The organism is Rhodopseudomonas sp. (genome assembly GCF_013377015.1).
Lineage (GTDB): Bacteria > Pseudomonadota > Alphaproteobacteria > Rhizobiales > Xanthobacteraceae > JARJEH01.
Genome location: NZ_JACABA010000002.1, coordinates 872,097 through 897,590, shown reverse-complemented (window position 1 = coordinate 897,590; position 25,494 = coordinate 872,097). Strand labels below are relative to the sequence as shown.

At 63.6% G+C, this 25,494-nt stretch carries 18 protein-coding genes and 1 pseudogene; 13 read left to right on the top strand and 6 right to left on the bottom strand.

Annotation, left to right across the window (positions count from 1 at the left end):
- Nucleotides 1-492 precede the first annotated feature (492 nt).
- From HXX15_RS12650 to HXX15_RS12640, 3 genes are all read right to left on the bottom strand, one after another.
- On the bottom strand, nucleotides 493-4,044 hold the full coding sequence (locus tag HXX15_RS12650; RefSeq protein ID WP_296516416.1) for a DNA methyltransferase: 3,552 nt from the start codon (nucleotides 4,042-4,044) through the stop codon (nucleotides 493-495).
- A 739-nt stretch (nucleotides 4,045-4,783) separates the two neighbouring features.
- Nucleotides 4,784-5,902 carry a DUF2865 domain-containing protein gene (locus HXX15_RS12645; protein WP_296516415.1) on the bottom strand — a complete coding sequence of 373 codons (1,119 nt, stop codon included), beginning with the start codon at nucleotides 5,900-5,902 and terminating at the stop codon, nucleotides 4,784-4,786.
- 210 nt (nucleotides 5,903-6,112) lie between these two features.
- Nucleotides 6,113-6,418 carry a hypothetical protein gene (locus HXX15_RS12640; RefSeq protein ID WP_296516414.1) on the bottom strand — a complete coding sequence of 102 codons (306 nt, stop codon included), beginning with the start codon at nucleotides 6,416-6,418 and terminating at the stop codon, nucleotides 6,113-6,115.
- Nucleotides 6,419-6,722: 304 nt separating this feature from the next.
- Between HXX15_RS12640 and cysS the strand changes: the two are divergent.
- The 3 genes and pseudogenes from cysS to cimA form a co-directional block, all read left to right on the top strand.
- A pseudogene (gene cysS, locus HXX15_RS12635) lies at nucleotides 6,723-8,324 on the top strand (cysteine--tRNA ligase); the annotation flags it as partial.
- A 169-nt stretch (nucleotides 8,325-8,493) separates the two neighbouring features.
- Entirely contained in the window at nucleotides 8,494-9,006 is a 513-nt protein-coding gene (locus tag HXX15_RS12630; RefSeq protein ID WP_296516412.1) for a GNAT family N-acetyltransferase, read from the top strand.
- Entirely contained in the window at nucleotides 9,003-10,601 is a 1,599-nt protein-coding gene (gene cimA / locus HXX15_RS12625; protein WP_296516411.1) for a citramalate synthase, read from the top strand. Before HXX15_RS12630 ends, cimA begins: the two co-directional genes overlap by 4 nt.
- Nucleotides 10,602-11,106: 505 nt before the next feature.
- Here the strand turns inward: cimA and HXX15_RS12620 are convergent.
- Complete coding sequence (locus HXX15_RS12620; protein WP_296516408.1) at nucleotides 11,107-11,706, bottom strand: TIGR00730 family Rossman fold protein; 600 nt, start codon at nucleotides 11,704-11,706, stop codon at nucleotides 11,107-11,109.
- 212 nt (nucleotides 11,707-11,918) lie between these two features.
- On the opposite strand from HXX15_RS12620, the gene HXX15_RS12615 reads away from it, so the two are divergent.
- From HXX15_RS12615 to HXX15_RS12570, 10 genes are all read left to right on the top strand, one after another.
- Nucleotides 11,919-13,874 carry an ABC transporter ATP-binding protein/permease gene (locus tag HXX15_RS12615; RefSeq protein ID WP_296516407.1) on the top strand — a complete coding sequence of 652 codons (1,956 nt, stop codon included), beginning with the start codon at nucleotides 11,919-11,921 and terminating at the stop codon, nucleotides 13,872-13,874.
- 51 nt (nucleotides 13,875-13,925) lie between these two features.
- Nucleotides 13,926-14,624 carry a phosphatidylserine decarboxylase gene (locus HXX15_RS12610; protein ID WP_296516405.1) on the top strand — a complete coding sequence of 233 codons (699 nt, stop codon included), beginning with the start codon at nucleotides 13,926-13,928 and terminating at the stop codon, nucleotides 14,622-14,624.
- 80 nt (nucleotides 14,625-14,704) lie between these two features.
- Nucleotides 14,705-15,577 (top strand): CDP-diacylglycerol--serine O-phosphatidyltransferase, encoded by an 873-nt coding sequence (pssA, locus tag HXX15_RS12605; RefSeq protein WP_296516404.1) that lies wholly within the window; start codon nucleotides 14,705-14,707, stop codon nucleotides 15,575-15,577.
- 195 nt (nucleotides 15,578-15,772) lie between these two features.
- A complete protein-coding gene (locus tag HXX15_RS12600; protein ID WP_296516403.1) occupies nucleotides 15,773-16,492 on the top strand; it encodes an RraA family protein in 720 nt (239 codons plus the stop codon).
- Nucleotides 16,493-16,771: 279 nt separating this feature from the next.
- The gene (locus tag HXX15_RS12595) at nucleotides 16,772-17,545 is read left to right on the top strand and encodes a MotA/TolQ/ExbB proton channel family protein (RefSeq protein WP_296516402.1); all 774 of its coding nucleotides are present in this window, start codon (nucleotides 16,772-16,774) and stop codon (nucleotides 17,543-17,545) included.
- 34 nt (nucleotides 17,546-17,579) lie between these two features.
- On the top strand, nucleotides 17,580-18,404 hold the full coding sequence (locus tag HXX15_RS12590) for a flagellar motor protein MotB (RefSeq protein ID WP_296516401.1): 825 nt from the start codon (nucleotides 17,580-17,582) through the stop codon (nucleotides 18,402-18,404).
- 292 nt (nucleotides 18,405-18,696) lie between these two features.
- Nucleotides 18,697-20,622, top strand: a complete 1,926-nt coding sequence (locus HXX15_RS12585; RefSeq protein ID WP_296516400.1) for a potassium transporter Kup — start codon at nucleotides 18,697-18,699, stop codon at nucleotides 20,620-20,622.
- A gap of 193 nt (nucleotides 20,623-20,815) precedes the next feature.
- The gene (locus tag HXX15_RS12580; protein ID WP_296516398.1) at nucleotides 20,816-21,151 is read left to right on the top strand and encodes a rhodanese-like domain-containing protein; all 336 of its coding nucleotides are present in this window, start codon (nucleotides 20,816-20,818) and stop codon (nucleotides 21,149-21,151) included.
- A gap of 8 nt (nucleotides 21,152-21,159) precedes the next feature.
- Nucleotides 21,160-22,314, top strand: a complete 1,155-nt coding sequence (locus HXX15_RS12575) for an aminotransferase (protein WP_296516397.1) — start codon at nucleotides 21,160-21,162, stop codon at nucleotides 22,312-22,314.
- A 10-nt stretch (nucleotides 22,315-22,324) separates the two neighbouring features.
- Nucleotides 22,325-23,437, top strand: a complete 1,113-nt coding sequence (locus tag HXX15_RS12570) for a polyamine ABC transporter substrate-binding protein (RefSeq protein WP_296516396.1) — start codon at nucleotides 22,325-22,327, stop codon at nucleotides 23,435-23,437.
- Here the strand turns inward: HXX15_RS12570 and HXX15_RS12565 are convergent, their stop codons facing one another.
- Together HXX15_RS12565 and HXX15_RS12560 are read right to left on the bottom strand one after the other, a co-directional pair.
- The gene (locus tag HXX15_RS12565) at nucleotides 23,438-24,370 is read right to left on the bottom strand and encodes a lipid A biosynthesis lauroyl acyltransferase (RefSeq protein WP_296516394.1); all 933 of its coding nucleotides are present in this window, start codon (nucleotides 24,368-24,370) and stop codon (nucleotides 23,438-23,440) included. It abuts the gene before it with no gap.
- Nucleotides 24,370-25,392, bottom strand: coding sequence for a zinc-binding dehydrogenase (locus tag HXX15_RS12560; protein ID WP_296516392.1), 1,023 nt, complete (start codon nucleotides 25,390-25,392; stop codon nucleotides 24,370-24,372). The genes HXX15_RS12565 and HXX15_RS12560 overlap by 1 nt, the downstream gene beginning before the upstream one ends.
- Nucleotides 25,393-25,494: the final 102 nt, after the last annotated feature.

Here is a 25,494-nt window from a genome sequence, read left to right as displayed (position 1 = left end):
CTGTCCCTCATGGTGAGGAGCATCGCGTGAGCGATGCGTCTCGAACCATGAGGCCTCATCCTTCGAGACACCCGCCGCCGCCCTGCGGGCGACGCCGGGCTCCTCAGGATGAGGGTCGGGCGCTGCGCCCGCTGACCCCGGGTCCGACGCGCGCGGCGCGCGCCTGTCCCTCATGGTGAGGAGCATCGCGTGAGCGATGCGTCTCGAACCATGAGGCCGCACCGCCACCCGCCGTCATTCCGGGGCGCGCGCAGCGCTGGAGTCTGATTCAGCTGAATTGAAACAGCGCGGCATCGGCAGCGCGCTCCCTCTCCCATGGGGAGAGGGTTGGGGTGAGGGGGTACAGCCTCTCGTGAGGCCAAAACCCCTCACCCGGATTGCTTCGCAATCCGACCTCTCCCCATGGGAGAGGTGGAGCAGGACTCGCGGCGAGGAATCAGACAATCGCTGCCACCGAACCCGGAATGACAAAGCGAAGGCGACGCCGCCGCGTTATGCCACCCGGCGCAGCGCGAAATGCGTGCCGTCGTCCGTGGTGACGTAGCCGAGCCGCGCCAGCGAGGCCAGCACGTCCGCGACTTTCTTCTCTGTCGTCTTGCCGCGCTTGAACTGCGCGGCGAGGCTGTGAGCGTCGAGCGGCGCGGCGGCGGCGGCCAGTGCGGCGAACACCGCGGCGGTCTGCTCCACTGCGCTGGCCGGAAACGACGGCAACTGCACCTTCTCGGCGAAATCCAGCGTGGCCGCGACCTGCGCGCCGGCCTCGCGCGCCGCCTGCTGGTCGACGCCCTTGGCGAAGCGCGGAATCTGGTAGTCCGGCCGCAGCCAGCGCACCAGCCCGCGCTTTTCCTCCTCGGCGCGCTCTCTGTTCAGCGCGACGAGCCGCGCCAGAATCTCGTCGTCCGACAGATCCGCCGGCCAGCCATAGGCTTCCGCCACAGCGACATCGAGTTTGTCGTGCAGTTCTTTCATGATCAGCACCAGCCCGTCGTCGAAGATGCGCTGTTCGTCGGGTGTGAGCACCAACCTTTCCACGTCATGGCCGGGCAAAAGGCGCGAAGCGCCGTCTTCTCGCTTGACGACCCGGCCATCCACGTCTTTCGCCGCGGTGGTCGAAGAAGCCGTGGACCCCCGGGTCAAGCCCGGGGGTGACGACAGTGCCTGCGGCACCGCGCCCGCCCGCAACCTCTCCAGCACGTTGTAGAGCCCGGTCAGCGTCAGATGCGGATGCTCCGCCAGCACCCGCTTGCGATGGGCATCGAGTTCCTCGGCGATGACGCGAATCTTTTGCTTCTGGATGTTGTTGGCGTCGGGGAAGGGGAAGGGATCGAAGCATTGTGACTTCGTATAGCGAGGGCGATCTTCGAGCGTTCCGCCTTGGGCTAACGTCCAGACAATGTGAATACGCGACGAGAGAATTCCAAGATTTGCGGCATCATCCGAACCGATGGCGATTAGCATATTGTCAGGGAGGATTGCTCCCTCAAGAAATTGAAAAACGCGGTGTTTCGTTGTCTCAACGGTTGCGATATATCTTTTCAGATTAGCGGTGAAACCCCGCATGAGCGTATTCCGTCGACCGAATAGCCACCAATTGATCCGCCTATATTCCTCATTGTTCACATCGCGCTCTGGCTTCACTCGAACAAGGACGTGCTGATAAACCTCTGGAAATTTTGTTCTCACGTCGTCAATCGAAAGACCATCCAAATCGATGACCATCACACCTCGCGGCCGTGACGTAAGATCCCTGCCGTTCCTATACTCCCGAATGTGCTGATCAAGCCCCTCGCGTTTCCCCAACCCCAAGTGTTCGGCTTCTTGCCTCGTAATGATGAATCCTGCGCCGTGAAGCTTCACGCCCGGAGAACTGAGCCCTTCGTTGGATTCCAAAGGCCTTGCTTGAGTAACATCGACGCCTATCGTGAGATCGGAGTTGATTGAGCCATGGGCCTCCCTGAATTCAATCTGCGGCGCATCAGTATCTAGTTCGGATTCGGATGAAACTTCGCGTAAGGCTCCTTCGGCCGTTCCTGCTACTCCAACGGTCATTGCTATTCGCACAGCAGCAGCATCGTTGGTGGCCTTCGTCCAGGGGTGGTCGGCAATCGCCATCAGCAAGGAAATCGGTTTCTTGCCCTTGAGATGCCTTTCCATGACCCGTCGCTGATAGACCTGAGAAATCGAATTGGTCGTGACAAGACCAAATCGCCGGAGCACGGTGCCTTTTCGCGTCAGCAGATCTGCCGCACGATCCCACCAATACATGACGAAATCGGCAGACTCATTCATGTGAGAGTTGGCCGCCCATAGCGCTTCGGCGAAGGCGTCGCCCAACCGAGCGCGCAAGAAGCTTGCCCCGATAAACGGCGGATTCCCCACGATGAATTCCGCCGCCGGCCATTCCGGCCGCCGCGCGTTCGGGTAGGTCTCCTTGCCGTCGACGATTCTTGGCAGCGGTGCGCCGTCCCAGGTCAGCACTGCGTTCTTGACCTGGATGTTCTTGAACGCGCGCAGGATCGGCTCGTCGGGCGGCCCGCCCTTGGTGCGGAAATGCCATTGCAGATAGCCGATCCACAGCACAAGTTCGGCGATCGCGGCGGCGCGCGGATTGATTTCGAGGCCGAGAAACTGATGCGGATCGACGCTGTGCGAGCCGAGCCCGCGCAGCGCTTCCTGGCCGCCGAGGTCGAGCAGCGCTTCCAGCACTTCGCCTTCCAGGCGCTTCATCAGCTCCAGCGAAACATAGAGAAAGTTACCGGTGCCGCAGGCCGGATCGAGCACCCGGGTCTCGCAGAGCTTTTCGTGAAACGCCTGCACCGCCGCGGCGGCGCCCTTGAGGTCGCCCGGGCCGCGCAGCGTTTCGGCGGTGGCCTGGACGTTGCGCCAGTCCTCGCGCAACGGCTCGATAATGGTGGCGACCACCAGCCGTTCGACATAGGCGCGCGGCGTGTAGTGCGCGCCTAATCGCTTGCGCTCGGTGGGATCGAGCGCCTGTTCGACCAGCGTGCCGAAGATCGACGGATCGACCTCGTTCCAGTCGTAGCTCGCGGCCTGCCGCAGCTCGCCGATCTCCTCGCGGCCGAGCGGCAGCGCGGCGCGATTGCGAAAGAACTCGCCGTTGAATTTCTTCACCTTGGTTTTCAGCGCATGCGCCCAGGTGCCGAGGTCCATCGCCTCCCAGAGCTGGCCGACATCGTGCACGAAGGCTTCCGGGTTCTTCTCGCACGCTTCCAGCACGTCCTTGAAGGACTTTTCCGGCAGCAGCCCGACATCCTCGGCGAACATCGTGAACAGGCAGCGCATCAGGAACATCGCGACGTCTTCGGCCGGAAATTTTTGCTTCTTCTCCAGCGCCAGCGACACCTGCGCCAGCCGCTTGGCGATGTCGCGGGTGACTTTCGCCGAGGCCTGCGCCGGGTCGAGCGTCTCCGGCGCCAGCCAGATCGCGCGCAGCCGTTCGCGCACCTTGTCGTCGCGCAGATCTTCGAGATAGATCCGGAAATTCTGCCTGTCCGGAAACTGCGTGTAGTTCTTGCCCTGGCCGGAGAAGTCGGCATAGACCTCGATGCAGTGGCCGACGTCGCAGACCAGGATGAAGGGCGGCCAGCCGTGCGAGGCGGGGAGGGCGCGGGCGTATTCCTCCGCCTGCCGCTTGGCGTTCAGCATCAACACGTCCCAGGCGCGATCGGCGCCGCGCCGGCCGCGCGAGTCCTCGGGCACGTCGGCGTTGAACAGATCGTTCTGGCCCGCGACCTTCTTGATGCCCTTTAGCCGGCTCTGCTTGGCTTCGAGCACGAAGCTGTTCTTCTTGTAGAGGTCGATGCGGCCGTGCGAGTCGCCGTCGTCCTTGTGCTTCGTCACCGCGCGTTCGAACACATAGTCGTTGTGCGCGTGGGTGGCGTCGGCCGGGTCGGGCTTCGGCAAACCGAGCAGCGCGATCAGTTCGCTGAGGAACAGACCGTAATTCGCGCGCTCCTGGCCGCCTTCGCGGCCCTGCCAACGCGCTATGAACTCATCGACTGCCGAAATGCTTGCATCCCCCATCGTCGCAACCTAGCGGGGAGAATCCGCGCCGTCCACGGCCGCTGCCTCATGGTGAGGCGCATCGCTTAAGCGATGCGTCGCGAGCCATGAGGCCTCATCCTTCGAGATGCCCGCCGCCGCCCGTCGGGCGACGCCGGACTCCTCAGGATGAGGGGCGGGCGCTGCGTGACTCCCTCATGGTGAGGCGCGCTTGTCCCTCATGGTGAGGCGCATCGCTTAGGCGATGCGTCTCGAACCATGAGGCCTCATCCTTCGAGATGCCCGCCGCCGCCCGTCGGGCGACGCCGGACTCCTCAGGATGAGGGGCGGGCGCTGCGTGACTCCCTCATGGTGAGGCGCGCTTGTCCCTCATGGTGAGGCGCATCGCTCAAGCGATGCGTCTCGAACCATGAGGCCTCATCATACCGGCGCGCATATCTATCCCCGCCGATCCGGCGACCGCCGCCATCGGCAATGATGTCATTTCCGTGCAGATCTTATGGAGATACCGCCGCCCGCCGGGCTGCGAATCTTGTGGCAGCGCCACGATTTTGCCGCAGGAATTTTCGCGCCGGAACCCGCTGCCACAGCTTTGCCGCAGGATTTGCGCGAGAATTCGCCAGCGTTTTCAACGATCGGCACTCACACCGCGCCATGGCTGCGCGCGCCGCCGCGGATCTTGCGGCAGATCAGGCAAGCTTTTGATCGTGCTGCGAATTCCGGGGACGTCGGGAAGCCCGGAAGGCCGTCGCGGTCGCCGTTATCGCGTGGTCGGAATGAAGGTCGGTCCGACCGAGCGGATCGTCTTGTTCGGATCCGCCCCCGCCGCCGCGGCGGTCGGCGGCGCTTCGACCGGCGCCTCGGCGGGCGCTGCTGGGGCGCCCTTGCGCTTGCCCGCCGATGCCGGTTGCGGCCGGGCCATCTTCTTCGCGCTCTCCTCGGTGACGATGATGTCGCCTTGCTCGATCGAGGCCTTGTCGTCGATGCTCTTCAGCGCGTCCGACCAGGTCTGGCCGACCGCCTTGCAGGAGCACGACGGATTGAATTCCTGGCGATAGCGAAACGCGTTCGGCGACGACGAATAGGGTTGGCCGTTGACCGAGACCGCCTGGTTCATGTCCTCGCCCGGATTGCGATAGGTGAACAGCGTGGCTTCGGCGGCCGGACAGAGATTCTTGCAGGACTTCTCGTCGTCGGGAAACCGGCTCGGCACGGTGGCGAACGAGATCGGAAAATAGAAGCCGTCGCAGCTGCGCACGCAGACCGTGCGGTAGGTGCCGGACGGCGGCCCGAGATCGCCGGCGGGCGCGGCGGGATTGTTGTTGTTGTTGAACAGATTGTCGAGGAAGTTGCCGCCGTTGCGCGCGGCCGCGGCGTATTGCGGACCGCAATTGTTCTGCGCCAGCGCCAGCAGCACCGAGCGGCGCTGATTGTCGCGGTCGGCGCCGCCGGGGCCGCCGACCCGCAGCCGCTCCAGGCTCGAAGTGATCTGGTCGAGATTGCCGCGCATCTGCTGGATCTGGTTGTTGACCGGACCGCATTGCGCCGACTGGCCGTTGAACAGCGAAAAGAACCCGGAACTGTCGCAGCCCATCCGCTTCGCCTGCGAGGTGACGCGGTCGAGTTCGCCCTGCTGCCGGGCGGCCGCGTCCTCGAACCGCCGGATCTGCTCGGCCTTGGCCGGATCGACGCCGCCGCGGTCGACGCTGGCGAGCTGCGCCTCCAGCCGCGGACACATCGGATTGGGGGCGCCGCCTTGCTGCGGATAGCCCTGCTGCGCCATCGCGCCGCTGCTCAGCGCGGTGAGGCCGAGCAGGACGGCCGCAGCCAGCCAGCGGCGGCGCGGGAGGCAATTCTGGGTCTTGAGCATATCCGGCATTCAGGGATTCCGAGCGAAGGCGATACCGGCGACCCGCAGAACTTGCTCGGCAACCCGCGCCACAACGGTCGTCAAGATCGATCCTGCGAACGCGCTGCGGCGACGCTGCCTCTTAGCCGCTTCCGGCGGCACCGTCACGCGTTTCTGGGGCGCCACTATGGCGGAGCCAACAATGTTCGCCGGCGCTATTTGGGCCGCGCGCGTCGTGGTTTAGCGCTGGCAGGTGATGGCGATGTATTCGTTGCAGCCGCCGCGCGCGCAATTGCCGGGCGATTTCGGCACCGATCCGGTGATTTCGTCGGGATCGACCCGTCGATACGCCGTGGCCTGGACGAATTCCCGCGACTGGCAATAGGCCTCGGCGGCGCGGGCGCCGCATTTCTCGCCCTTGGCCAGGCATTGATCGATGCCATAGCCGTCCGACTGGTTGCCGATGATGAAAACCCGGCTATCGGCGGAGGCGGCTGACGCGGCGGCGACGAACAGGCAGGCCAGAAGCGCGGTCAAGGATTTCATGTCACACCAGATCAATGAGGGAATCTCCCCCCAGCAATAGGCCCGAAAGGTTAAGAATCATTAACCATGGGCGCCTCGAAGCCGCGCCCGATACGGGTCGATCATGGCCGAAATCAGTCCGGAGCGGCCGGAACGCCGTTTGGCGGGCTTGACGCAATCCCCTTCGCTGGATCATGGTGCGGCGATGAACGGTTTCCTCTCCATCTGTGGCATTTGCCGCGAGATTATGAGCTAGCGAACAGCTGGCTGAGGCCGTCTTTTCTCACACGAGATCATTGGACGCCCGGCCGCAAGGACGGACACCATGGCGTTGCGCCTGTACGATACGCTGACCAAGCAGAAGCGGGAATTTGTCCCGATCGATCCGTCGAATGTGCGGATGTATGTCTGCGGCCCGACGGTCTACGACTTCGCCCATATCGGCAACGCCCGGCCGGTGATCGTGTTCGACGTGCTGTTCCGGCTGCTGCGCCATCTCTACGGCGAGACGCACGTCAAATACGTCCGCAACATCACCGACGTCGACGACAAGATCAACGACCGCGCCTCGCGGGATTTTCCCGGCCTGCCGCTGAACGAGGCGATCCGGAAAGTCACCGAGCAAACCGAGAAGCAGTTTCACGCCGATGTCGATGTGCTCGGCTGTTTGCGGCCCACGGGCGAGCCGCGCGCGACCGAGCATATCGCCGAGATGCGCGAGATCATCGAGCGCCTGGTGAAGGGCGGCTTCGCCTATGTGGCGGCGGATCACGTGCTGTTCTCTCCGCAGGCGATGAACGCCGCGAATTCCATTTTGCCGCGCTACGGCGCGCTGGCGAACCGCTCGCTGGATGAAATGATCGCCGGCGCCCGCGTCGATGTCGCGCCCTACAAGCGCGACGCCACCGACTTCGTGCTGTGGAAGCCGTCGAAGCCGGGCGAGCCGTCATGGCCGTCGCCGGCCGGCATCAGTGCGCCGGGCCGTCCCGGCTGGCACATCGAATGCTCGGCGATGGCCTGGAAGCATCTCGGCGAAAAATTCGACATCCACGGTGGCGGCATTGATCTGGTGTTTCCGCATCACGAAAACGAGCTCGCGCAGTCCTGCTGCGCGTTCCACGCCGACCGCATGGCCGAGACCTGGATGCATAACGGCTTCTTGCAGGTCGAAGGCGAGAAAATGTCGAAGAGCCTGGGGAATTTCGTGACGATCAGGGAGTTGTTGGACTCGGATAAATTCGGAGGGCATCCATGGCACGGTGCGGCCCTGCGATTTGTCATGCTTCAGACGCACTATCGACAGCCAATCGATTGGACAATCGAAAAACTCCGCCAAGCTCGTACAGAATTATTCACAATGAGTCTTGCGGCAGGCAATGCCAATTCGGTAGCCCAATTCGCATCAGAACAATCCTCCGGACAGCCTCAGCCGATCGACCGCGAAATTGTCGAAGCTCTTTGTGATGATTTGAATACATCTGCGGCCATTACCAGGCTTCGCGCATTAACAAAGGATGCGCGCACAGACGCAAGCGCGGCCAAGAAGTTGTTGGGTGCATTGAAGTTCCTGGGGATCATGGACGAAAGGTCCATCCATTATTTCATGATGACCGGGCCGATCACCGATATCAGCGTTGGCAATATCGTGAACCAGAGAGACGATGGCTACACGATTGAACGACTGAGAGTGGCGCAGGCAAATAATCGGACCGAACGAGTCGCAGAATTACGGGAATTAATTGAAGGTTGGGGAGTCGATCTTCGATTTCTTGCTGATGGCACATGGTCAATCGAGAAGAAATCGGGGCGGCAGGATTCAACTATTCAAGATCTGATCGAAGCCCGCACCGCCGCCCGCGCCCGAAAGGACTTCAAGGAATCCGACCGAATCCGGGACGAACTCGCCGCGATGGGGATAGCCATCAAGGACGGCAAGGACGCCGACGGCAAGCCGGTGACGACCTGGGAGATCGCGCGATGAGCAAGCCCGACACGCCGTTTCCGCGGCATTGGCTGTACTACATCGCGATCAAGATCGTGCTGCTCGCCGGCGCCACCGCGTTGGCGCTGAAATATTACGGGTTGTGGTGAGCGCGATGGGACAAGCTCTTCCGAAACCCGCGTTGCGGCCGTATTTGCCGGCGGACACCGCCGTGCTGGCGGAAATCTTTGTCGCGGCGATCGAGCAATTGACCGGTGACGACTATAGTGAGGCGCAGCAGCAGGCCTGGGCCAGCGCCGTCGACGACGAGGACAAGTTCGGCGCGCGACTCGCCGGCCAACTCACGCTGATCGCAACCCAGCAGAACGCGCCGGTCGGCTTCGCCTCGCTGAAGGGCGCCGATCACATTGATCTGCTCTATGTGCATCCGGGGGCAGTCGGGCAGGGCGTTGCCAAATTGCTGATCGACGCGCTGGAAAAGCTCGCCGGTGCGCGCGGCGCAATCAAGCTGACCGTCGACGTGAGCGACAACGCGGCGGAATTCTTTGCCAAGCGCGGCTATGTCGCCACCCAGCGCAACACCGTCACCCTCAACGGCGAATGGCTCGCCAACACCACCATGCAGAAGACGCTCGCCGCTGGCGCCGCGCCGGGAGCATCATCATGAATCGCGAACGTCTCTATCTGTTCGACACCACGCTGCGCGACGGCGCGCAGACCAACGGCGTTGATTTCACTTTGCACGACAAGCGCAAGATCGCGCAGATGCTCGACGATCTCGGCATCGACTACGTCGAGGGCGGCTATCCCGGCGCCAATCCGACCGACACCGAATTCTTCGCGACCGATCAGGGCCTCGAACACGCCACCTTCACCGCGTTCGGGATGACGCGGCGGCCTGGCCGCTCGGCCTCGAACGATCCCGGCATCGCGCTGCTGCTCGATGCCAAGGCCGACGCGATCTGTTTCGTGGCGAAGTCCTCGGAGTATCAGGTCCGCGTCGCGCTGGAGACCACCAACGAGGAAAACATCGCCTCGATCCGCGACAGCGTCGCGGCCGCGAAAGCCAAAGGCCGCGAGGTGCTGGTCGATTGCGAGCATTTCTTCGACGGCTACAAGGCCAATCCGGACTTCGCGCTGGCCTGCGCCAAGGCGGCCTATGAGTCCGGCGCGCGTTGGGTGGTGCTGTGCGACACCAATGGCGGATCGATGCCGGACGAGGTGACCGAGATCGTCACCGAGGTGGTCAAGCACATTCCCGGCGATCATTTAGGTATCCACGCCCACAACGACACCGAGCAGGCGGTGGCGGTGTCGTTCGCCGCGGTTCGCGCCGGCGCGCGGCAGATCCAGGGTACGCTGAACGGGCTCGGGGAGCGCTGCGGCAACGCCAATCTGTGCTCGATGATCCCGACGCTGAAGCTGAAGAAGGAATTTGCCGAGCGCTTCGAGATCGGCGTGTCGCAGGACAAGCTGGCGACGCTGATGAAAGTCTCGCGCGCGCTCGACGATATGCTGAACCGCGCGCCGAATCCGCACGCGGCCTATGTCGGCTCGAGCGCCTTCGTCACCAAGACCGGAATCCACGCCTCCGCGGTGATGAAGGACCCGCAGACTTACGAGCACGTCGCGCCGGAGGCGATCGGCAATCACCGCAAGGTGCTGGTGTCGGACCAGGCCGGCCGCTCCAACGTGCTGGCCGAGTTGTCGCGCACCAACATCGCGTTCGACAAGAGCGACCCGAAACTCGGCCGCCTGGTCGAGGAGATGAAGGAGCGCGAGGCGGCGGGCTATGCCTATGAATCCGCCGACGCTTCGTTCGATCTGTTGGCGCGACGCACGCTGGGCAAAGTGCCGGAGTATTTCCGGGTCGAGCAGTTCGACGTCAATGTCGAGCAGCGCTACAATTCGCACGGCCAACGCGTCACCGTGGCGATGGCGGTGGTCAAGGTCGAGGTCGACGGCGAGACGCTGATCTCGGCCGCCGAGGGCAACGGCCCGGTCAACGCGCTCGACGTCGCGTTGCGCAAGGACCTCGGCAAGTACCAGAAGTACATCGAAGGTCTGCGGCTGGTCGACTACCGGGTGCGTATCCTCAATGGCGGTACCGAGGCCGTGACCCGGGTGCTGATCGAGAGCGAGGACGAGGACGGCCAGCGCTGGACCACGATCGGCGTCTCACCCAACATCATCGACGCCTCGTTCCAGGCGCTGATGGATTCGGTGGTCTACAAGCTGGTGAAATCGAACGCGCCCGTGTGAGCGCGGCGGCGGCTTGAACCAGGGCGCGTTCCCACCGATCGAGCTTGATTGGTGCGGCTTGATTGATGGCTGCGATACACCGATGGCGCCAAATGCGTTGTTCAGACGAAGTGATACAATGCACAAATGACAGTCATTCGGACGATCTGCTGAAGCTCCACATCGAGCCGATACTTTTGATTCGGTGACTTCTGTGCGCCGCCGCTTTGATCGAGATCAATATATTCGCGGCTGATTCGCAATTCTTACTGGTATCCATTTACTAGGTGATTCGGTCGTTCAGGAAGCACGGTATGACCAGCCAGTATTTATTGAAGGCTCCACGGACCCTCCGGGAGGCGTGCCGAGACATCGTAGCGCAGTCGGGGATGACGGCTAAGGATTGCGAAGTGTGTGGCAATCAAGAGCTCTGCGAACTTCTTGAGCAGAATGACCATGATCGCCCTTCGCATGCCGACCCATCGTAACTTGCGGGTTGGGTTGACTGCCGCCTTCTCCCAAGTGCTCAAAGCCGGCGGGCGAGATCGGGCGCGATCAGCCGCGCATCGCCGGGCGCCGCGGCGGCGCGCAGCTTAGGCAGGATCTCTTCGACCTTATCGGCCTTGAGAATATCGACATCGAGATTGGGACGGATGAAAGCGGTGTCGTGCATGTGCGCGAACAGCGCCAGCAGCGGCTCCCAGAATCCGTCGATATTGGCGATTAGGATCGGCTTCTTGTGCTGGCCCAGTTGCTGCCAGGTCATCTGCTCGACCAGTTCCTCCAGGGTGCCGATGCCGCCCGGCAACGCCACGAAGGCGTCGGAGCGCTCGAACATCAGCCGCTTGCGCTCGTGCATGTCTTCGGTGACGATCAGTTCCTGGACCCGTTTCAGCGCCAGTTCGCGGTTGGCAAGAAAGCCCGGAATGATCCCGGTCACCGCGCCGCCATGATCCAGCGTGGCGGTGGCCACCGCGCCCATCAGGCCGATCGAACCGCCGCCATAGACCAGCGCCACGCCATTGTCGGCGAGTTCCTTGCCGAAGGCGGTGGCGGCTTCGATGAAGCGGGGATTGGTTCCAGGGCCTGAGCCGCAATAGACGCAGACGGTTTTGATCTTGCTCATGGTGGGCGATGTGGCACCGCAGGATGACAGCGTCAAGACTCGGACGGCTCGCCGATGGCGGCGATTTCACCGCGCCGCGGCCCGCAAAGTGGCAAAGAATCACCGCGCCAGGGTGCACGAGACGCATAAAACACTATATGACGGGCTGAAAACCGCATCCGATCACGACCTATGCGGCCCGGTTGGCCGCGTTTCCATTTCAGGCATAGTTGATGGCGCATCCGCATTCCCACGGCACCGGCCCTTCCGTTCCAATCCCCGAGGATGCGGTCGCGCAGAAGGCCACTCTGTTCGGGACGCTGCTGCATCTGTGGCCCTATATCTGGCCCGGCGACCGCGCCGATCTGAAAATGCGGGTGGTGTGGTCGGTGGTGCTGCTGCTGATCGCCAAGGCGGCGACCCTGATCGTGCCGTTCACCTTCAAATGGGCGATCGACGCGCTGACCGGCGCCGACACCGCGCCGGTGCAGGCGTCGAATTGGGCCGGCTGGATGATCGCCTCGCCGCTGATCCTGACCGCGAGTTACGGCCTGGTGCGGGTGCTGATGGCGGTGCTGACGCAATGGCGCGACGGCATGTTCGCCCAGGTGGCGATGCACGCGGTGCGCAAGCTCGCCTACAAGACCTTCGTGCACATGCACGAATTGTCGCTGCGCTTTCACCTCGAGCGCAAGACCGGCGGTCTCACCCGGGTGCTGGAACGCGGCCGGCTCGGCATCGAAGTCATCGTCCGGATGGTGATCCTGCAGCTGGCGCCGACCATCGTCGAGGTGTCGCTGGTGATGGCGGTGCTGCTGTGGCAGTTCGACTGGCGCTACGTCGCGGTGATCCTGGTCACTGTCGTGGTCTATATGTACTACACCTACAAGGCTACCGAATGGCGGATCGAGATCCGCCGCAAGATGAACGATTCCGACAGCGAGGCCAACACCAAAGCGATCGACTCGCTGCTGAACTACGAGACGGTGAAGTATTTCAGCGCCGAGGAGCGCGAGGCCCAGCGCTACGACAAGTCGATGGCGCGCTACGAGCAGGCCAGCGTCAAGACCTACACCTCGCTTGCGGTGCTCAACACCGGACAGGCGGTGATCTTCACCTTCGGCCTGACCGCCACGATGATGATGTGCGCGATCGGGGTGCGCAACGGCACCAACACGGTCGGCGATTTCGTCATGGTCAACGCCATGATGATCCAGCTGTATCAGCCGCTGAATTTCATGGGCATGGTGTATCGCGAGATCAAGCAGGCGGTGATCGACATCGAGAAGATGTTCGTCGTGCTGTCGAAGAATCCGGAGGTCAAGGACCTTGCCGGCGCCAAGCCGCTGATCGTGACCAATGGCACGGTGCGGTTCGACGACGTCCGGTTCTCCTACGATCCCGAGCGCCCGATCCTGAAAGGCCTCAGCTTCGAGGTGCCGGCCGGCAAGACCGTCGCCATCGTCGGCCCGTCGGGCGCCGGCAAGTCGACCATCTCGCGGCTGTTGTTCCGGCTCTACGACGTCTCCGGCGGTCATATCCTGATCGACGGCCAGGACATCCGGCAAGTGACGCAGTCGTCGCTGCGCGCCTCGATCGGCATGGTGCCGCAAGACACGGTGCTGTTCAACGACACCATCCGCTACAACATCCGCTACGGCCGCTGGGACGCCACCGACGAGGAGGTCGAGGAGGCGGCAAAGACCGCCCAGATCGACGCCTTCATCCGGGTATCGCCGAAGGGCTACGAGACCGAGGTCGGCGAGCGCGGGCTGAAACTGTCCGGCGGCGAGAAGCAGCGCGTTGCGATCGCCCGAACCGTTCTCAAGGCGCCGCCGATCCTTGTGCTTGACGAGGCGACCTCTGCGCTCGACAGCCATACCGAGCACGAGATCCAAGAGGCGCTGGAGCGGGTATCACGCAACCGCACCTCGCTGGTAATCGCGCATCGGCTGTCGACCATCGTCGGCGCCGACGAAATCATCGTGCTGGACCAAGGCCGGATCGCCGAGCGCGGCACCCACGGCCAATTGCTAGCCGCGAATGGTCTTTACGCCAGCATGTGGAACAGGCAACGTGAGGCGCAAGAAGCGCGCGAGCGGCTGGCGCTGATCGCCGACGACACCGAGTCGCCGATTCGCGCGCCGGCGGTCGACGACGATCTGGCGACCTCCGACGCGGCGGAGTAGGAACTTCGCAGCATCGCCCACAACAAACTCTCCAACCCAGGCTGTAGTCCCATGTCCATCGTCAATTCGATCCGCGCCCAGATCCCGCCGATCCATACCGAAGGCTATCCGTTCATCGGCGCTTTTGCATTGGCCACCCTGATCCTGTTCTGGATCTGGTCGCCGCTCGGCTGGATCGGGCTGGCGCTGACGGTGTGGTGCGCGCTGTTCTTCCGCAATCCGGTGCGGGTGACGCCGGTGCGCGACGGCATCGTGGTGGCACCGGCCGATGGCCGGGTGTCGATGATCGTGCAACTGATCCCGCCGCCCGAGCTTGGTCTCGGCGACAAGCCGCTGCCGCGGATCTCGATCTTCATGAGCGTGTTCAACTGCCATGTGAACCGGGCTCCGATCGCCGGACGGATCGAGCGGATCATCTATTCGCCCGGCAAGTTCATCAATGCCGAGCTCGACAAGGCCAGCGAGGACAACGAGCGCAATTCGCTGGTGATCTCGAGCCCCGCCGGCCAGATCGGGGTGATCCAGATCGCCGGGCTGGTGGCGCGGCGGATCGTGTCGTTCGTGCGGGAAGGCCAGTCGGTCGCCGCCGGCGAGCGGTTCGGGCTGATCCGGTTCGGCTCCCGGCTCGATGTCTATCTGCCGGAAGGCGCCAAGCCGCTGGTTTCGGAAGGCCAGACCTCGATCGCCGGGGAAACCGTCCTAGCCGATTTCAGTCTGGGTGACGGCGGCCGGACCTACCGCGCGGATTAACCATCCGCCAGGGCGGCGAAGGTCCGGGTGCCGCCACAATGGCGGCGGAGGCTCACGGTTGCTATATAAGGCCGATGCAAATGCCTGATCCCAACCCGCCCGAATTGCCCCGCCGCCGGTTCGGCCCGATCCCGGTGCGATTGCTGGTGCCCAACGTCATCACCTTGCTGGCGATCTGCGCCGGGCTGACCGCGATCCGGCTGTCGACCGAAGGCCGGATGGAGCTCGCGGTCGCGGCGATCGTGTTCGCGGCGGTGCTGGACGGCATCGATGGCCGCGTCGCCCGGATGATCAAGGGCCAGTCGAAATTCGGCGCCGAGCTCGACAGCCTGGCCGATTTCGTCAATTTCGGCGTGGCGCCCGGATTGATCCTGTATTTCTGGCAGTTGCACGATCTCAACAATGTCGGCTGGATCGCGGCGATGATCTTCGCGATCAGCGGCGGGCTGCGGCTGGCGCGCTTCAACGCCACCATGGACGATCCGAACAAGCCGGCCTTCGCGGCCAATTTCTTCACCGGCGTCCCTGCGCCTGCCGGCGCGATCACCGTGCTGCTGCCGATCTATCTGGCCTTTCTCGGTGCGCCGACGCCACCGGCGGTGCTGACCGCGCTGTATACGCTGGTCATCGCGGTGTTGATGGTGTCGCGGCTGCCGGTGTTTTCCGGCAAGACGGTGCGAATGCGGGTGCCGCCCGAAATGGTGCTACCGGTGTTCGTCGCGGTGGTGTTCTTCATCGCGCTGTTGATCGGCTATCCGTGGCACATTCTGTCGATGTGCTCGGTGCTGTATCTGCTCAGCCTGCCGATCGGCTGGCGATCCTATCGTGACCACCAGCGTAATGCCGCCGCGCAGGCCGCGCCCGCCGTCGGCGCGGTGGTGGAAAGTCCGTCGCCGCTGGTGCCGCCGCCCGGCGACTCCGCGCCGGATGACCGGCCGATCCGGTTGAACTGAACGACCGCCATCATCGCTCCAGCGCTCGCGCTGGCGAGTTGGCCGACGGCGGCTGTCTGCCGCATATCCAAATATCTGCCAAACCTCGATCCAATTTGGGTCCGCTCTCGAACTCGGCTATAGGGCGGGGGCATTCGCCGATCTTGAACGGCCGCGACAGAACGGGCCGGGTCGGAGCGAAGCTGGAGAAACGCCGTGACCGATTCCGCGACCGACCTGCTGCTCGCCGCAGTGCTCGAAGCGCTGGGGCGCTACGACACCCCAACCATTTGCAACGCGATGGAAATCGTCGCGCCGGAACGCCGGCTGATCGGCTTCACCACGCGGCCGCTGGTCTGTCCGTTTCCCGACCTGCCGCCGATCGTCGGCTATGCCCGCACCGCGACCATCCGCGCCACGATGGCCTCGGGCCTGCCGGCGGCCGAGCAGTCGGCGCGCCGGATGGCCTATTACGACTATGTCGGCACCGGGTCGGGGCCGCGCATCAGCGTGATCCAGGATATCGACGGCGCTGATGTCGGGTTCGGCGCGTTTTGGGGCGAGGTCAACAGCGCGGTTCACAAGGCGCTCGGCTGCCTCGGCGTGATCACCGACGGATCGATCCGCGACATCCCGCAATGGGCTCCCGGCTTCCAGGCGCTGGCTGGCTCGATCGGCCCGTCCCATGCCCACGTTCATGTTGACGGCTTTGGTGCCGAGATCCGGATTGCGGGCATGACGGTGCGCTCGGGCGATCTGATCCATGCCGACCGCCACGGTGCCGTGGTGGTGCCGCACGATGTCGCGGCAAAGCTGCCGGAAGCGGCCGAGCTCTGCGGTCGCCGCGAAACGCCGATCCTGGAGATCGCGCGTAGCGCTTCGTTCTCGCTGGAGAAGCTGAAGCAGGCGCTGGCCCGGTCAGCCCAGATTCACTGAGCAACGCGACGGCACCCGCGGTCGCGCCCGGCGTCGCATTATGGTTAGCAGAGTGTTGCGAGATGATCTGGCCGGACGGAACGCGGCCCGATTACTTCTCGGAAGCGACGACAACCGCAAACGGCGTCGGTAGCAGGCTCGCTTCGGTCCAACAGGGCCTTAAGCTTTACGGGTCTTTAATGGCGCGGGCGCTACGGTGATTACGCGTTGTTCGGAATGAGCCGCGCCCGCGGCCAGGACGGTCGGCGGTTGTTGGCCGCGTATGCGTCGGAGTAAACCATGGATATCATGACGAGCGCCGGGCTCATCGGCGGGATGGCCGTTGTTGCCGTAATGGTTTTCATGGGCGGCGATCTGCACATGTTCATCTCCGAACATGCGATGATCATCATCTTCGGCGGGTCGATCACCGCAACCATGATCAGATTTCCGCTCGGCGTGATGATGCACGGCCTGCCGCTGGGCGCCAAATTCGCCTTCACGATGAGCAGCCTTTCGGCGCGGGATCTGGTCGACGAACTCGCGCGCATCGCCGAAATCGCCCGCAAGTCCGGTCCGGTCGGCCTGGAAAAAGTCGAGACCGATGAACCGTTTCTCGCCAAGGGCATTCGCTACGTCGCCGATGGCTACGATCTCGAATTCATCCGCGACAATATGGAGCGGGACCGCGACAATTTCCTGATGCATCTCGACGAGGGCAGCAAGATCTATCGCGCGATCGGCGATTGCGCACCGGCGTTCGGCATGATCGGCACGCTGATCGGCATGGTGCAGATGTTCTCCAACATGTCCGATCCCTCCAAGCTCGGCCCGTTCATGGCCACGGCGCTGCTGGCGACGCTGTACGGCGCGCTGGTCGCCAACCTGTTCTGCCTGCCGATCGCCGACAAGCTGCACGGCAAGAAGCTCGACGAAGATACCAACCGCACCCTGATCATCGACGGCATCCTGATGATCCGCGACTCCAAGAGTCCGACGCTGGTGCGGGAAATGCTGCTGGCCTACCTGCCCGAAAAGCATCGCCATGAAGAAGGCGAGTCAGTTCCGGCATAACGCCGACCGCTGACGACCGTCTGGAAAGCAAGCGATGGCCAAGAAGAAGAAAGCCGAAGAGCACGCCGGAGGCCATGGCTGGTTCGTCACCTTCGCCGACCTGATGGGTCTGCTGATGAGCTTCTTCGTGATGCTGGTGTCTTATTCCACCCAGGACAAGGTGAAGCTGATGATCGTCGCCGGCTCAATGCGGGAGGCGTTCGGCGTGCAGAGCGAGTCGCGCTATTCGGGCATCATCGAATCCGACGGCTTGCCGACCCGCGGCAAGGTGAAGAACGCCGAGCACGTGTTGCCCGAGCACTCGACCAACAATCCCAGTCCGGGCGAGATCAGAAAAGACGAAGGCGTGAAGACCAAGGTCGATCGCGAATTCGCGCTGGCGTCGGCGTCGCTGCGGCAGGCGTTGCAGGACATGCCTGAGATCGCCGAAATTTCCAAGAACATCATGTTCGAGGAGACCAAGGACGGCCTCAATCTGGAAATCATCGATCAGGACGGCCGTTCGATGTTCGCCGAGGGCTCCAAGGTTCCCTATGAGCGCACCCGGCAATTGATCCAGAAGCTGGCGCCGCCGCTGCGGGCGACGCCGCTGCGGGTCTCGATTGTCGGTCACACCTCGGCCGGACTGCTGCCGCCGCGCAGCGACTACAACGCCTTCGATCTGTCGTCCGACCGCGCCAACGCGGTGCGCCAGATTCTGGAACGCGACGGGCTTCCGACCTCCCACATCTTCGCGGTGTCGGGCAAGGCCGACAGTCAGCCGCTGTTTCCCGACGACCCGTCGATGGCCGCGAACCGGCGCGTGACCATCACCCTGATGCGCGAGAGTCCGCCACTGCCCCCGGGCCTGAAACCGTAGTTGCCGCGCAGTCGGTGATGCCGTGCTGGCGGAACCACCTATTCATCGCGCTCAGCCGCTCGGCGACAACGCCACCGACTGTTTCCAGATCCCGATCGGGCGGGTCGTCGAGGTCGGCACCCCGGCTACGATCTGACCGACGCAGAGCCGGGAGCCTCTTTATAGGATTCCTATATCGTCGCGACGGGGCTCACCTCGAAATCCTATGACCGACGTGCCAATTCGTGATACGGGCCCACTGGAACAGGACCTTCCTTTATAGTGCGACCGAGCGATTCGAGGCGCTTTCAACATGTCGAGTGACACGATCGGACCCGCGGCGGACCCGCCGGCGGCGAACGGCCATGCCGACGCGCATTCGACCGCCAGTTTTAGCGCTCTGCTGATCGGCAGCATCGGCGTCGTCTATGGCGACATCGGCACCAGCCCGCTCTATGCGTTCCGTGAGGCGGTGGTCGCTGCCGAACGCGCGGTCGCAACCTCGGCCACCGACGCGGTGCTCGGCGTGCTGTCGCTGATCTTGTGGGCGCTGATCATCGTGGTCACGCTGAAATATGTGCTGATCCTGTTGCGTGCCGACAACCACGGCGAGGGCGGCACGCTGGCGCTGATGGCGTTGGCGCAGCGCGCGGTCTCCTCTGGCGGCGGCGTGATCGTGATGCTCGGGATCATCAGTGGCGCGCTGTTTTTCGGCGACGCGGTGATCACACCGGCGCTCTCGGTGCTGTCGGCGATCGAAGGCGTCAAGCTGGTGACGGCGGCATTCGAGCCCTATGTGGTGCCGCTGACGGTGGTGATCCTGGTACTGCTGTTCGCGGTGCAATCCCGCGGAACCGCGCGAGTCGCCGCCTTCTTTGGGCCAGTGATGTGTCTTTGGTTCGTCGTCATCGCCGTGGCGGCGGTTCCGCCGATCATCAGCCGGCCGGAAGTTCTGCTCTCGTTCAACCCGCTCTACGCCGTCTCCTTCATGATTCATCACGGCCTGATCGGGTTCATTACGCTCGGCGCAGTGTTTCTGGCAGTGACCGGCGCGGAGGCGCTGTATGCCGACCTCGGGCATTTCGGCAAGCGGCCGATCCAGGCCGCCTGGCTGGTGATCGTGCTGCCGTCGCTGGCGCTGAACTATCTGGGGCAGGGCGCCTTGGTGCTCGGCAATCCGGCCGCGGTCGAGAACCCGTTCTTCCTGATGTTTCCGGACTGGGCGCTGCTGCCGATGGTGTGTCTGGCGACCGCCGCCACCGTGATCGCCAGCCAGGCGGTGATCACCGGGGCGTTTTCGCTGACCCGGCAGGCGATCCAGCTCGGCCTGTTGCCGCGGGTCGAGATCCGCCACACCTCCGAAGCGCATTCCGGCCAGATCTTCGTGCCGCGCGTCAACATGATGCTGCTGGGCAGCGTGCTGTTGCTGGTGCTGCTATTCCGCTCCTCCAGCGCGCTGGCGTCGGCCTACGGCATTTCGGTGACCGGAACCATGGTGGTCACCGCGATGATGGGGTTTGTGGTGATCTGGAAGGTCTGGAAGTGGTCGCCGCTCGCCGCCGGCGCGCTGATCGCGCCGTTCCTGTTCCTCGACCTGACCTTCCTGACCGCCAACCTGCTGAAGGTGTTCGAGGGCGGCTGGGTGCCCCTGGTGATGGGCTCGGCCGCGATCCTGATGATGTACACTTGGCGCCGCGGCAGCCGGCTGTTGTTCGAGAAATCGCGCAAGCTGGAGTTGCCGCTGCTCGATCTGGTGGCGATGCTCGAGAAGCGGCCGCCGCAGCGGGTGCCGGGCACCGCGGTGTTCCTGACCAGCGATCCGACCAGCGCGCCGACCGCGCTGATGCACAGCCTGAAACACTACAAGGTGCTGCACGAGAAGAACGTCATTCTCACCATCGAGACCGCGCCGACGCCGCGGGTCGATCCGGCCGACCGGGTGCGGATGGAGCAGATCAGCGCCACCTTCTCCCGGGTGACGCTGCGGTTCGGCTTCGCCGAGTCGCCGAATGTGCCGCGGGCGCTGGCGATCGCCCGCAAGCTCGGCTGGCAGTTCGACATCATGTCGACCTCGTTCTTCCTGTCGCGTCGCTTGCTGAAACCGGCGGCGCATTCCGGGATGCCGCGCTGGCAGGATCTGCTGTTCATCGCGCTCAGCCGCACCGCCAACGACGCCACCGACTATTTCCAGATCCCGACCGGGCGGGTCGTCGAGGTCGGCACCCAGGTGACGATTTAATCGGGTCGCGATTTGATCTGGTCACGGATGGTCGGGCTGCGATTCAGGCTATCATTCAAGAATAATGGCGAACCTGTTGCGGAGCTTGATTTTCGTTGCGCAAGGCGCGACTTTGGCATGGCAATGCCAGGGTGCCGCCGTCCTCGTGGTTGCGGAATTGGCTGCGAGTCGCGCGACCGCCGGGGAGGCAAGAGTGAGTGTTCAGGGTCTTCGAGTTCACGATTTGACGGCGGATGAAGTCGCCAAGGGGATCGCCGAGGGGCACTATTTGCTGGTGGATGTCCGGGAACCCAATGAGGTGGCCGCCGAGGCCTATCCGGACTCCGTCGTGATTCCGCTGTCGAGCTTCGACCCGAAGCAGATCCCTGATCCGCAGGGCAAGCAGGTGGTGTTCGCCTGCCGTTCCGGCAAGCGCTCGGTGACGGCTTCGTTGGCCGCCCAGACCGCGGGGCTGGCCTACGACAAGCATTTGGCCGGCGGAATTCTCGGCTGGAAGGCGTCGGGCCTGCCGACCAAGCCTGGCCGCTGATCCGAGCGATGAACAAGGTCTTTGCCGATCTTCCCGTCACCGTGTTCGAGGCGATGTCGCAGCTCGCCCGCGACAACAACGCCATCAACCTCGGCCAGGGATTTCCTGACGATCCGGGCCCGGAAGACATCCGCCGCGCCGCCGCCGAAGCGGTGATGAACGGCAACAACCAGTATCCCTCGATGATGGGGATCCCGGAACTGCGTCAGGCCATCGCCACCCATTACGCGCATTGGCACGGCGTCAGTCTCGATCCGATGACCGAAGTGATGGTGACGTCGGGCGCTACCGAGGCGCTGGCCAGCGCGATTCTCGCCGTGGTCGAGCCCGGCGACGAGGTGATCGTGTTCCAACCGGTGTACGATTCCTATCTGCCGATCATCCGGCAGGCCGGCGGCATTCCGCGCCTGGTGCGGCTGGAGCCGCCGCACTGGCGCATTACCGAAGAGGCGCTTCGGAAAGTCTTCAGCCACAAGACCCGTGCGATCATCTTCAACAATCCGCTCAATCCCGCCGCCGTGGTCTATCCGCGCGAGGACCTCGAACTGTTGGCGCGGTTCTGTCAGGAGTTCGACGCGATCGCGATCTGCGACGAGGTCTGGGAGCACGTCACCTTTGACGGCCGCGCCCACATCCCGCTGATTGCGATCGATGGCATGCGCGACCGCTGCATCAAGATCGGCTCAGCCGGCAAGATCTTCTCGTTGACCGGCTGGAAGATCGGCTTCGTCTGCGCCGCCCCGCCGTTGCTGCGGGTGGCCGCCAAGGTGCATCAGTTCTTGGCCTTCACCACCGCGCCCAACCTGCAGGTCGCGGTCGCCTACGGGCTCGGCAAGGCCGACGATTATTTCCTGCAGATGCGCAAGGATCTGGCGAAAAGCCGGGATCGACTGGCGCAGGGGCTGTCGCAGATTGGTTTCCCTGTGATCCAATCGCAGGGCACCTATTTTCTCACCGTCGATCTCGCGCCGCTGGGGTTGAACGAAACCGATGAGGCGTTCTGTAAGCGCATCGTCACCGACTACAAGGTCGCCGCGATTCCGGTATCGGCGTTCTATGAGGAGGACGCCGTGACGTCGGTGGTGCGGTTCTGCTTTGCGAAGAAGGACTCGACGCTCGACACCGCCCTCGAGCGCCTGTCGGACGCGGTTCACGGGCGCTAGGACGACGACCATGCGTCGCAGGATTTTCCAGCCAGTGCGAATTGTGGGGGCGGTGTTGTGTCTGTTCGGTTTGCTCGCGCTGCCCGCGCAGGCGCAGGACCGTACCGTCAATTTCTACAACTGGTCGAACTATATGGCGCCCGGGGTGCTCGACGAGTTCACCCGCGAGACCGGGATCAAGGTCGTCTACGACACTTTCGACGCCAACGAGACGCTGGAAACCAAGCTGCTCGCGGGCAAGTCAGGCTACGATGTCGTGGTGCCGACCGCCTATTTCCTGCAGCGGCAGATCGCCGCGAAAATCTTCCAAAAACTCGACAAGTCGAAGCTGCCGAACCTGAAGAACGCTTGGGACACCGTGACCAAGCGGCTGGCGGTTTACGATCCCGGCAATCAATACGCCGCGAACTACATGTGGGGCACCACCGGCATCGGCTACAACGTCGCCACCATGAAGAAAATCATCGGCGAAGCCGGCACGATCGACAGCTGGGATCTGATCTTCAAGCCGCAGAATTTGGCGAAGTTCAAGGACTGCGGCGTGCACATGCTGGATTCGCCGGACGATATATTGCCGGCAGCGCTCAACTATCTTCATATCAATCCAAATTCCACCAATTCCGACGATCTCGAAAAGGCCGCCGACCTGATTGCCAAGGTGCGGCCGTCGGTGCGCAAGTTTCACTCCTCGGAATATCTGAGCGCGCTGGCGACCGGCGAAATTTGCCTGGTGGTCGGCTGGTCCGGCGACATCAAGCAGGCGCAGAGCCGCGCCGCCGAGGCCAACAACGGGATCACGATCGGCTATGCGATTCCGAAGGAGGGCGCCCAGATGTTCTTCGACAATCTGGCGATTCCCGCCGACGCCAAGAACGTCGCCGAGGCGCATGAGCTGATCAATTTTCTGTACCGGCCGGAGATCGCGGCGCGGAATTCGGACTTCCTGTCCTATGCCAACGGCAATCTCGCCAGCCAGGAATTCATCAATCCAAGGGTGACCAACGACAAAACGATCTATCCCGACGAGGCGATGCAGGCGCGGCTGTTCGTCATCACCGCCCGCGACGCCGCCACCCAGCGCACCATCAACCGGCTGTGGACCAAGGTGAAGACCGGGCGATAGTTATCGCCAGCGCCGATGCAGCCACAGCCACTGCTCGGGATGTTCGCGCACCCAGCCTTCGATCACCGAGGTCACCGCCTGCATGGTGCCCTGAATGTCGATCCGGCCATTGGCGTCGCGCGCCGGCGGGATTTCCTCGGACAGTTCGGCGCGGAAGCGGTTGTCCGGCAGCCGCACCAGCCGGACGCCGTGGATCGGGCACTCGATCTGCCGCAGCAGTCGGGCCAACATCGGATTGGCTTTCGCCTTGCGGCCAAAGAACGTGACGTCGACGCCGTTGGAAAAATGCTGATCGACCAGCATCGCGACATGCTTGCCGTCCTGCAGCGCCTGCGCCAGCTTGAACGGCGCACTGCTGCCTGCGGCGACCAGCGTTCCCATCTTCACCGCACGCAGCTCCTGGATGATGCGGTCGACCGAGGCGATGTTGGGGCGGCGAAACAGCACCGCGGTGTCGAGACCGTGCGCCACTGCGGCCACCGCGGGCAGCTCCCAATTGCCGAGATGGCTGGCGAAGATCAGCGCCGGCTTGCCGTCGAGCCGCAACTGCTCGAACAATTCGAGCGTGCGCGGCGTGATTTCGACCCGGCCGCGCTCGGGATGATCGGGATCGTAGTCCCAGACATGGTCGAGATGAGCGAATTCGGCGGCGACGCGGCCGAGATTTTCCCAGACGCCGGCGAGGATCGTCTCGATCTCCGCGGGCGATTTGTCAGGGAATGCGGCGGCCAGATTGGCGCGGCCGATCCGCTGCTCCGGCAGCAGCGGTCCGAACCGGCGGGTCAGGCCGCCGAAGAAATTCGCGGTCTTGATCGGATCGAAATGTCGGGTGAGGCGCAGCATCCCGATCGCCAGCCCGCCAACCAGAGACCCGATCACCGGCTTGATCGCCTTCTTGGCGCGCAGCTTGGCGCGGAGCAGTTGCAGTCGCATCAGAACCTGACGACGATCTTGCCGAACACCTGACGGCTCTCCATTCGCTTCAGCGCGGAGCCGACGTCGTCCAGCGACACTTCGGTATCGATCACCGGCAGCATCCCTGCCGCCATCTTGTCGAGGCTTTCGGCGATGTTCTTCATGGTCGCGCCGAACGAGCCGAAGATGCGGTATTGCTGCTGGAACAGCTGCATCAGATTGATGGTCGCGGTCGGGCCCGAGGTCGAGCCGCAGGTGACGAGGCGGCCGCCGCGCTTCATCACCAGCAACGAACCGTTGAAGGTGTCGGCACCGACGTGTTCGAATACGACGTCGACGCCTTTCTTCTTGGTGATCTTGCGGGTCTCGTGCTCGAAGCGATCGGTGCGATAGTTGATCACATAATCGGCGCCGAGCTTCTTGACGCCCTCGATCTTGGAATCATCGCCGACCGTGGTGATTACGGTGCAGCCGATCGCCTTCGCCATCATGATCGCGACGGTGCCGATCCCGGAGCCGCCGGCATGGACCAGGATGGTTTCGCCGGGCTGCAGTTTCGCATTGTCGAACAGCATGTGCTGCACGGTGGAGAACGCGATTGGCGCGCAGGCGGCGTCGCGCAACGACACCCCGGCGGGGACCGGGATCACCAGCCGTTCCGGCATGTTGAGCAACTCGCGGGCGAAGCCATCGACGTGGAAGCCGACCAGGCCGCCGACATTCTCACAGAAATTGTCGCGGCCTTCCAGGCAGGCCTTGCAGTGGCCGCAGGTCAGCGCGCCGTACATCACGACATCCTGGCCGGGCGCAAAGCGGGTGACGCCGTCGCCGACCGCGACGATGGTGCCGGAGGCTTCGGCGCCGACCACGATCGGCAGCTTGCGCTTGACGAACGCCATGCCGCGAAAGCCCCAGACGTCGATGTGATTGAGCGCGACCGCGCCGACGCGGATCTGCACCTCGCCGGCCGCGGGCGGCGGGGGAGGCGGCATCTCCACGACCTCCAGCTGGCGGTCGGCGATCAGGGTGAGCGCACGCATCGATCGTGTCCTCGGCAGGAAATTGCAGGTCTCTGGCGCTGGCGTATCGCCGCCGCCGCCATGGCGTCAACCCGGCGACCCTGTGAACGCCTCGCAGTGGCG

Excerpts from the sequence above, each read along its gene's own strand:
- HXX15_RS12570 (WP_296516396.1), top strand. The coding sequence starts at position 22,325 with ATGCGTCGCAGGATTTTCCAGCCAGTGCGAATTGTGGGGGCGGTGTTG.
- HXX15_RS12585 (WP_296516400.1), top strand. The coding sequence starts at position 18,697 with ATGTCGAGTGACACGATCGGACCCGCGGCGGACCCGCCGGCGGCGAAC.
- HXX15_RS12610 (WP_296516405.1), top strand. The coding sequence starts at position 13,926 with ATGTCCATCGTCAATTCGATCCGCGCCCAGATCCCGCCGATCCATACC.
- HXX15_RS12575 (WP_296516397.1), top strand. The coding sequence starts at position 21,160 with ATGAACAAGGTCTTTGCCGATCTTCCCGTCACCGTGTTCGAGGCGATG.
- HXX15_RS12560 (WP_296516392.1), bottom strand. The coding sequence starts at position 25,392 with ATGCGTGCGCTCACCCTGATCGCCGACCGCCAGCTGGAGGTCGTGGAG.
- HXX15_RS12620 (WP_296516408.1), bottom strand. The coding sequence starts at position 11,706 with ATGAGCAAGATCAAAACCGTCTGCGTCTATTGCGGCTCAGGCCCTGGA.
- cimA (WP_296516411.1), top strand. The coding sequence starts at position 9,003 with ATGAATCGCGAACGTCTCTATCTGTTCGACACCACGCTGCGCGACGGC.
- HXX15_RS12615 (WP_296516407.1), top strand. The coding sequence starts at position 11,919 with ATGGCGCATCCGCATTCCCACGGCACCGGCCCTTCCGTTCCAATCCCC.
- HXX15_RS12650 (WP_296516416.1), bottom strand. The coding sequence starts at position 4,044 with ATGGGGGATGCAAGCATTTCGGCAGTCGATGAGTTCATAGCGCGTTGG.
- HXX15_RS12645 (WP_296516415.1), bottom strand. The coding sequence starts at position 5,902 with ATGCCGGATATGCTCAAGACCCAGAATTGCCTCCCGCGCCGCCGCTGG.
- HXX15_RS12595 (WP_296516402.1), top strand. The coding sequence starts at position 16,772 with ATGGATATCATGACGAGCGCCGGGCTCATCGGCGGGATGGCCGTTGTT.
- HXX15_RS12565 (WP_296516394.1), bottom strand. The coding sequence starts at position 24,370 with ATGCGACTGCAACTGCTCCGCGCCAAGCTGCGCGCCAAGAAGGCGATC.
- HXX15_RS12590 (WP_296516401.1), top strand. The coding sequence starts at position 17,580 with ATGGCCAAGAAGAAGAAAGCCGAAGAGCACGCCGGAGGCCATGGCTGG.
- HXX15_RS12630 (WP_296516412.1), top strand. The coding sequence starts at position 8,494 with ATGGGACAAGCTCTTCCGAAACCCGCGTTGCGGCCGTATTTGCCGGCG.
- pssA (WP_296516404.1), top strand. The coding sequence starts at position 14,705 with ATGCCTGATCCCAACCCGCCCGAATTGCCCCGCCGCCGGTTCGGCCCG.
- HXX15_RS12640 (WP_296516414.1), bottom strand. The coding sequence starts at position 6,418 with ATGAAATCCTTGACCGCGCTTCTGGCCTGCCTGTTCGTCGCCGCCGCG.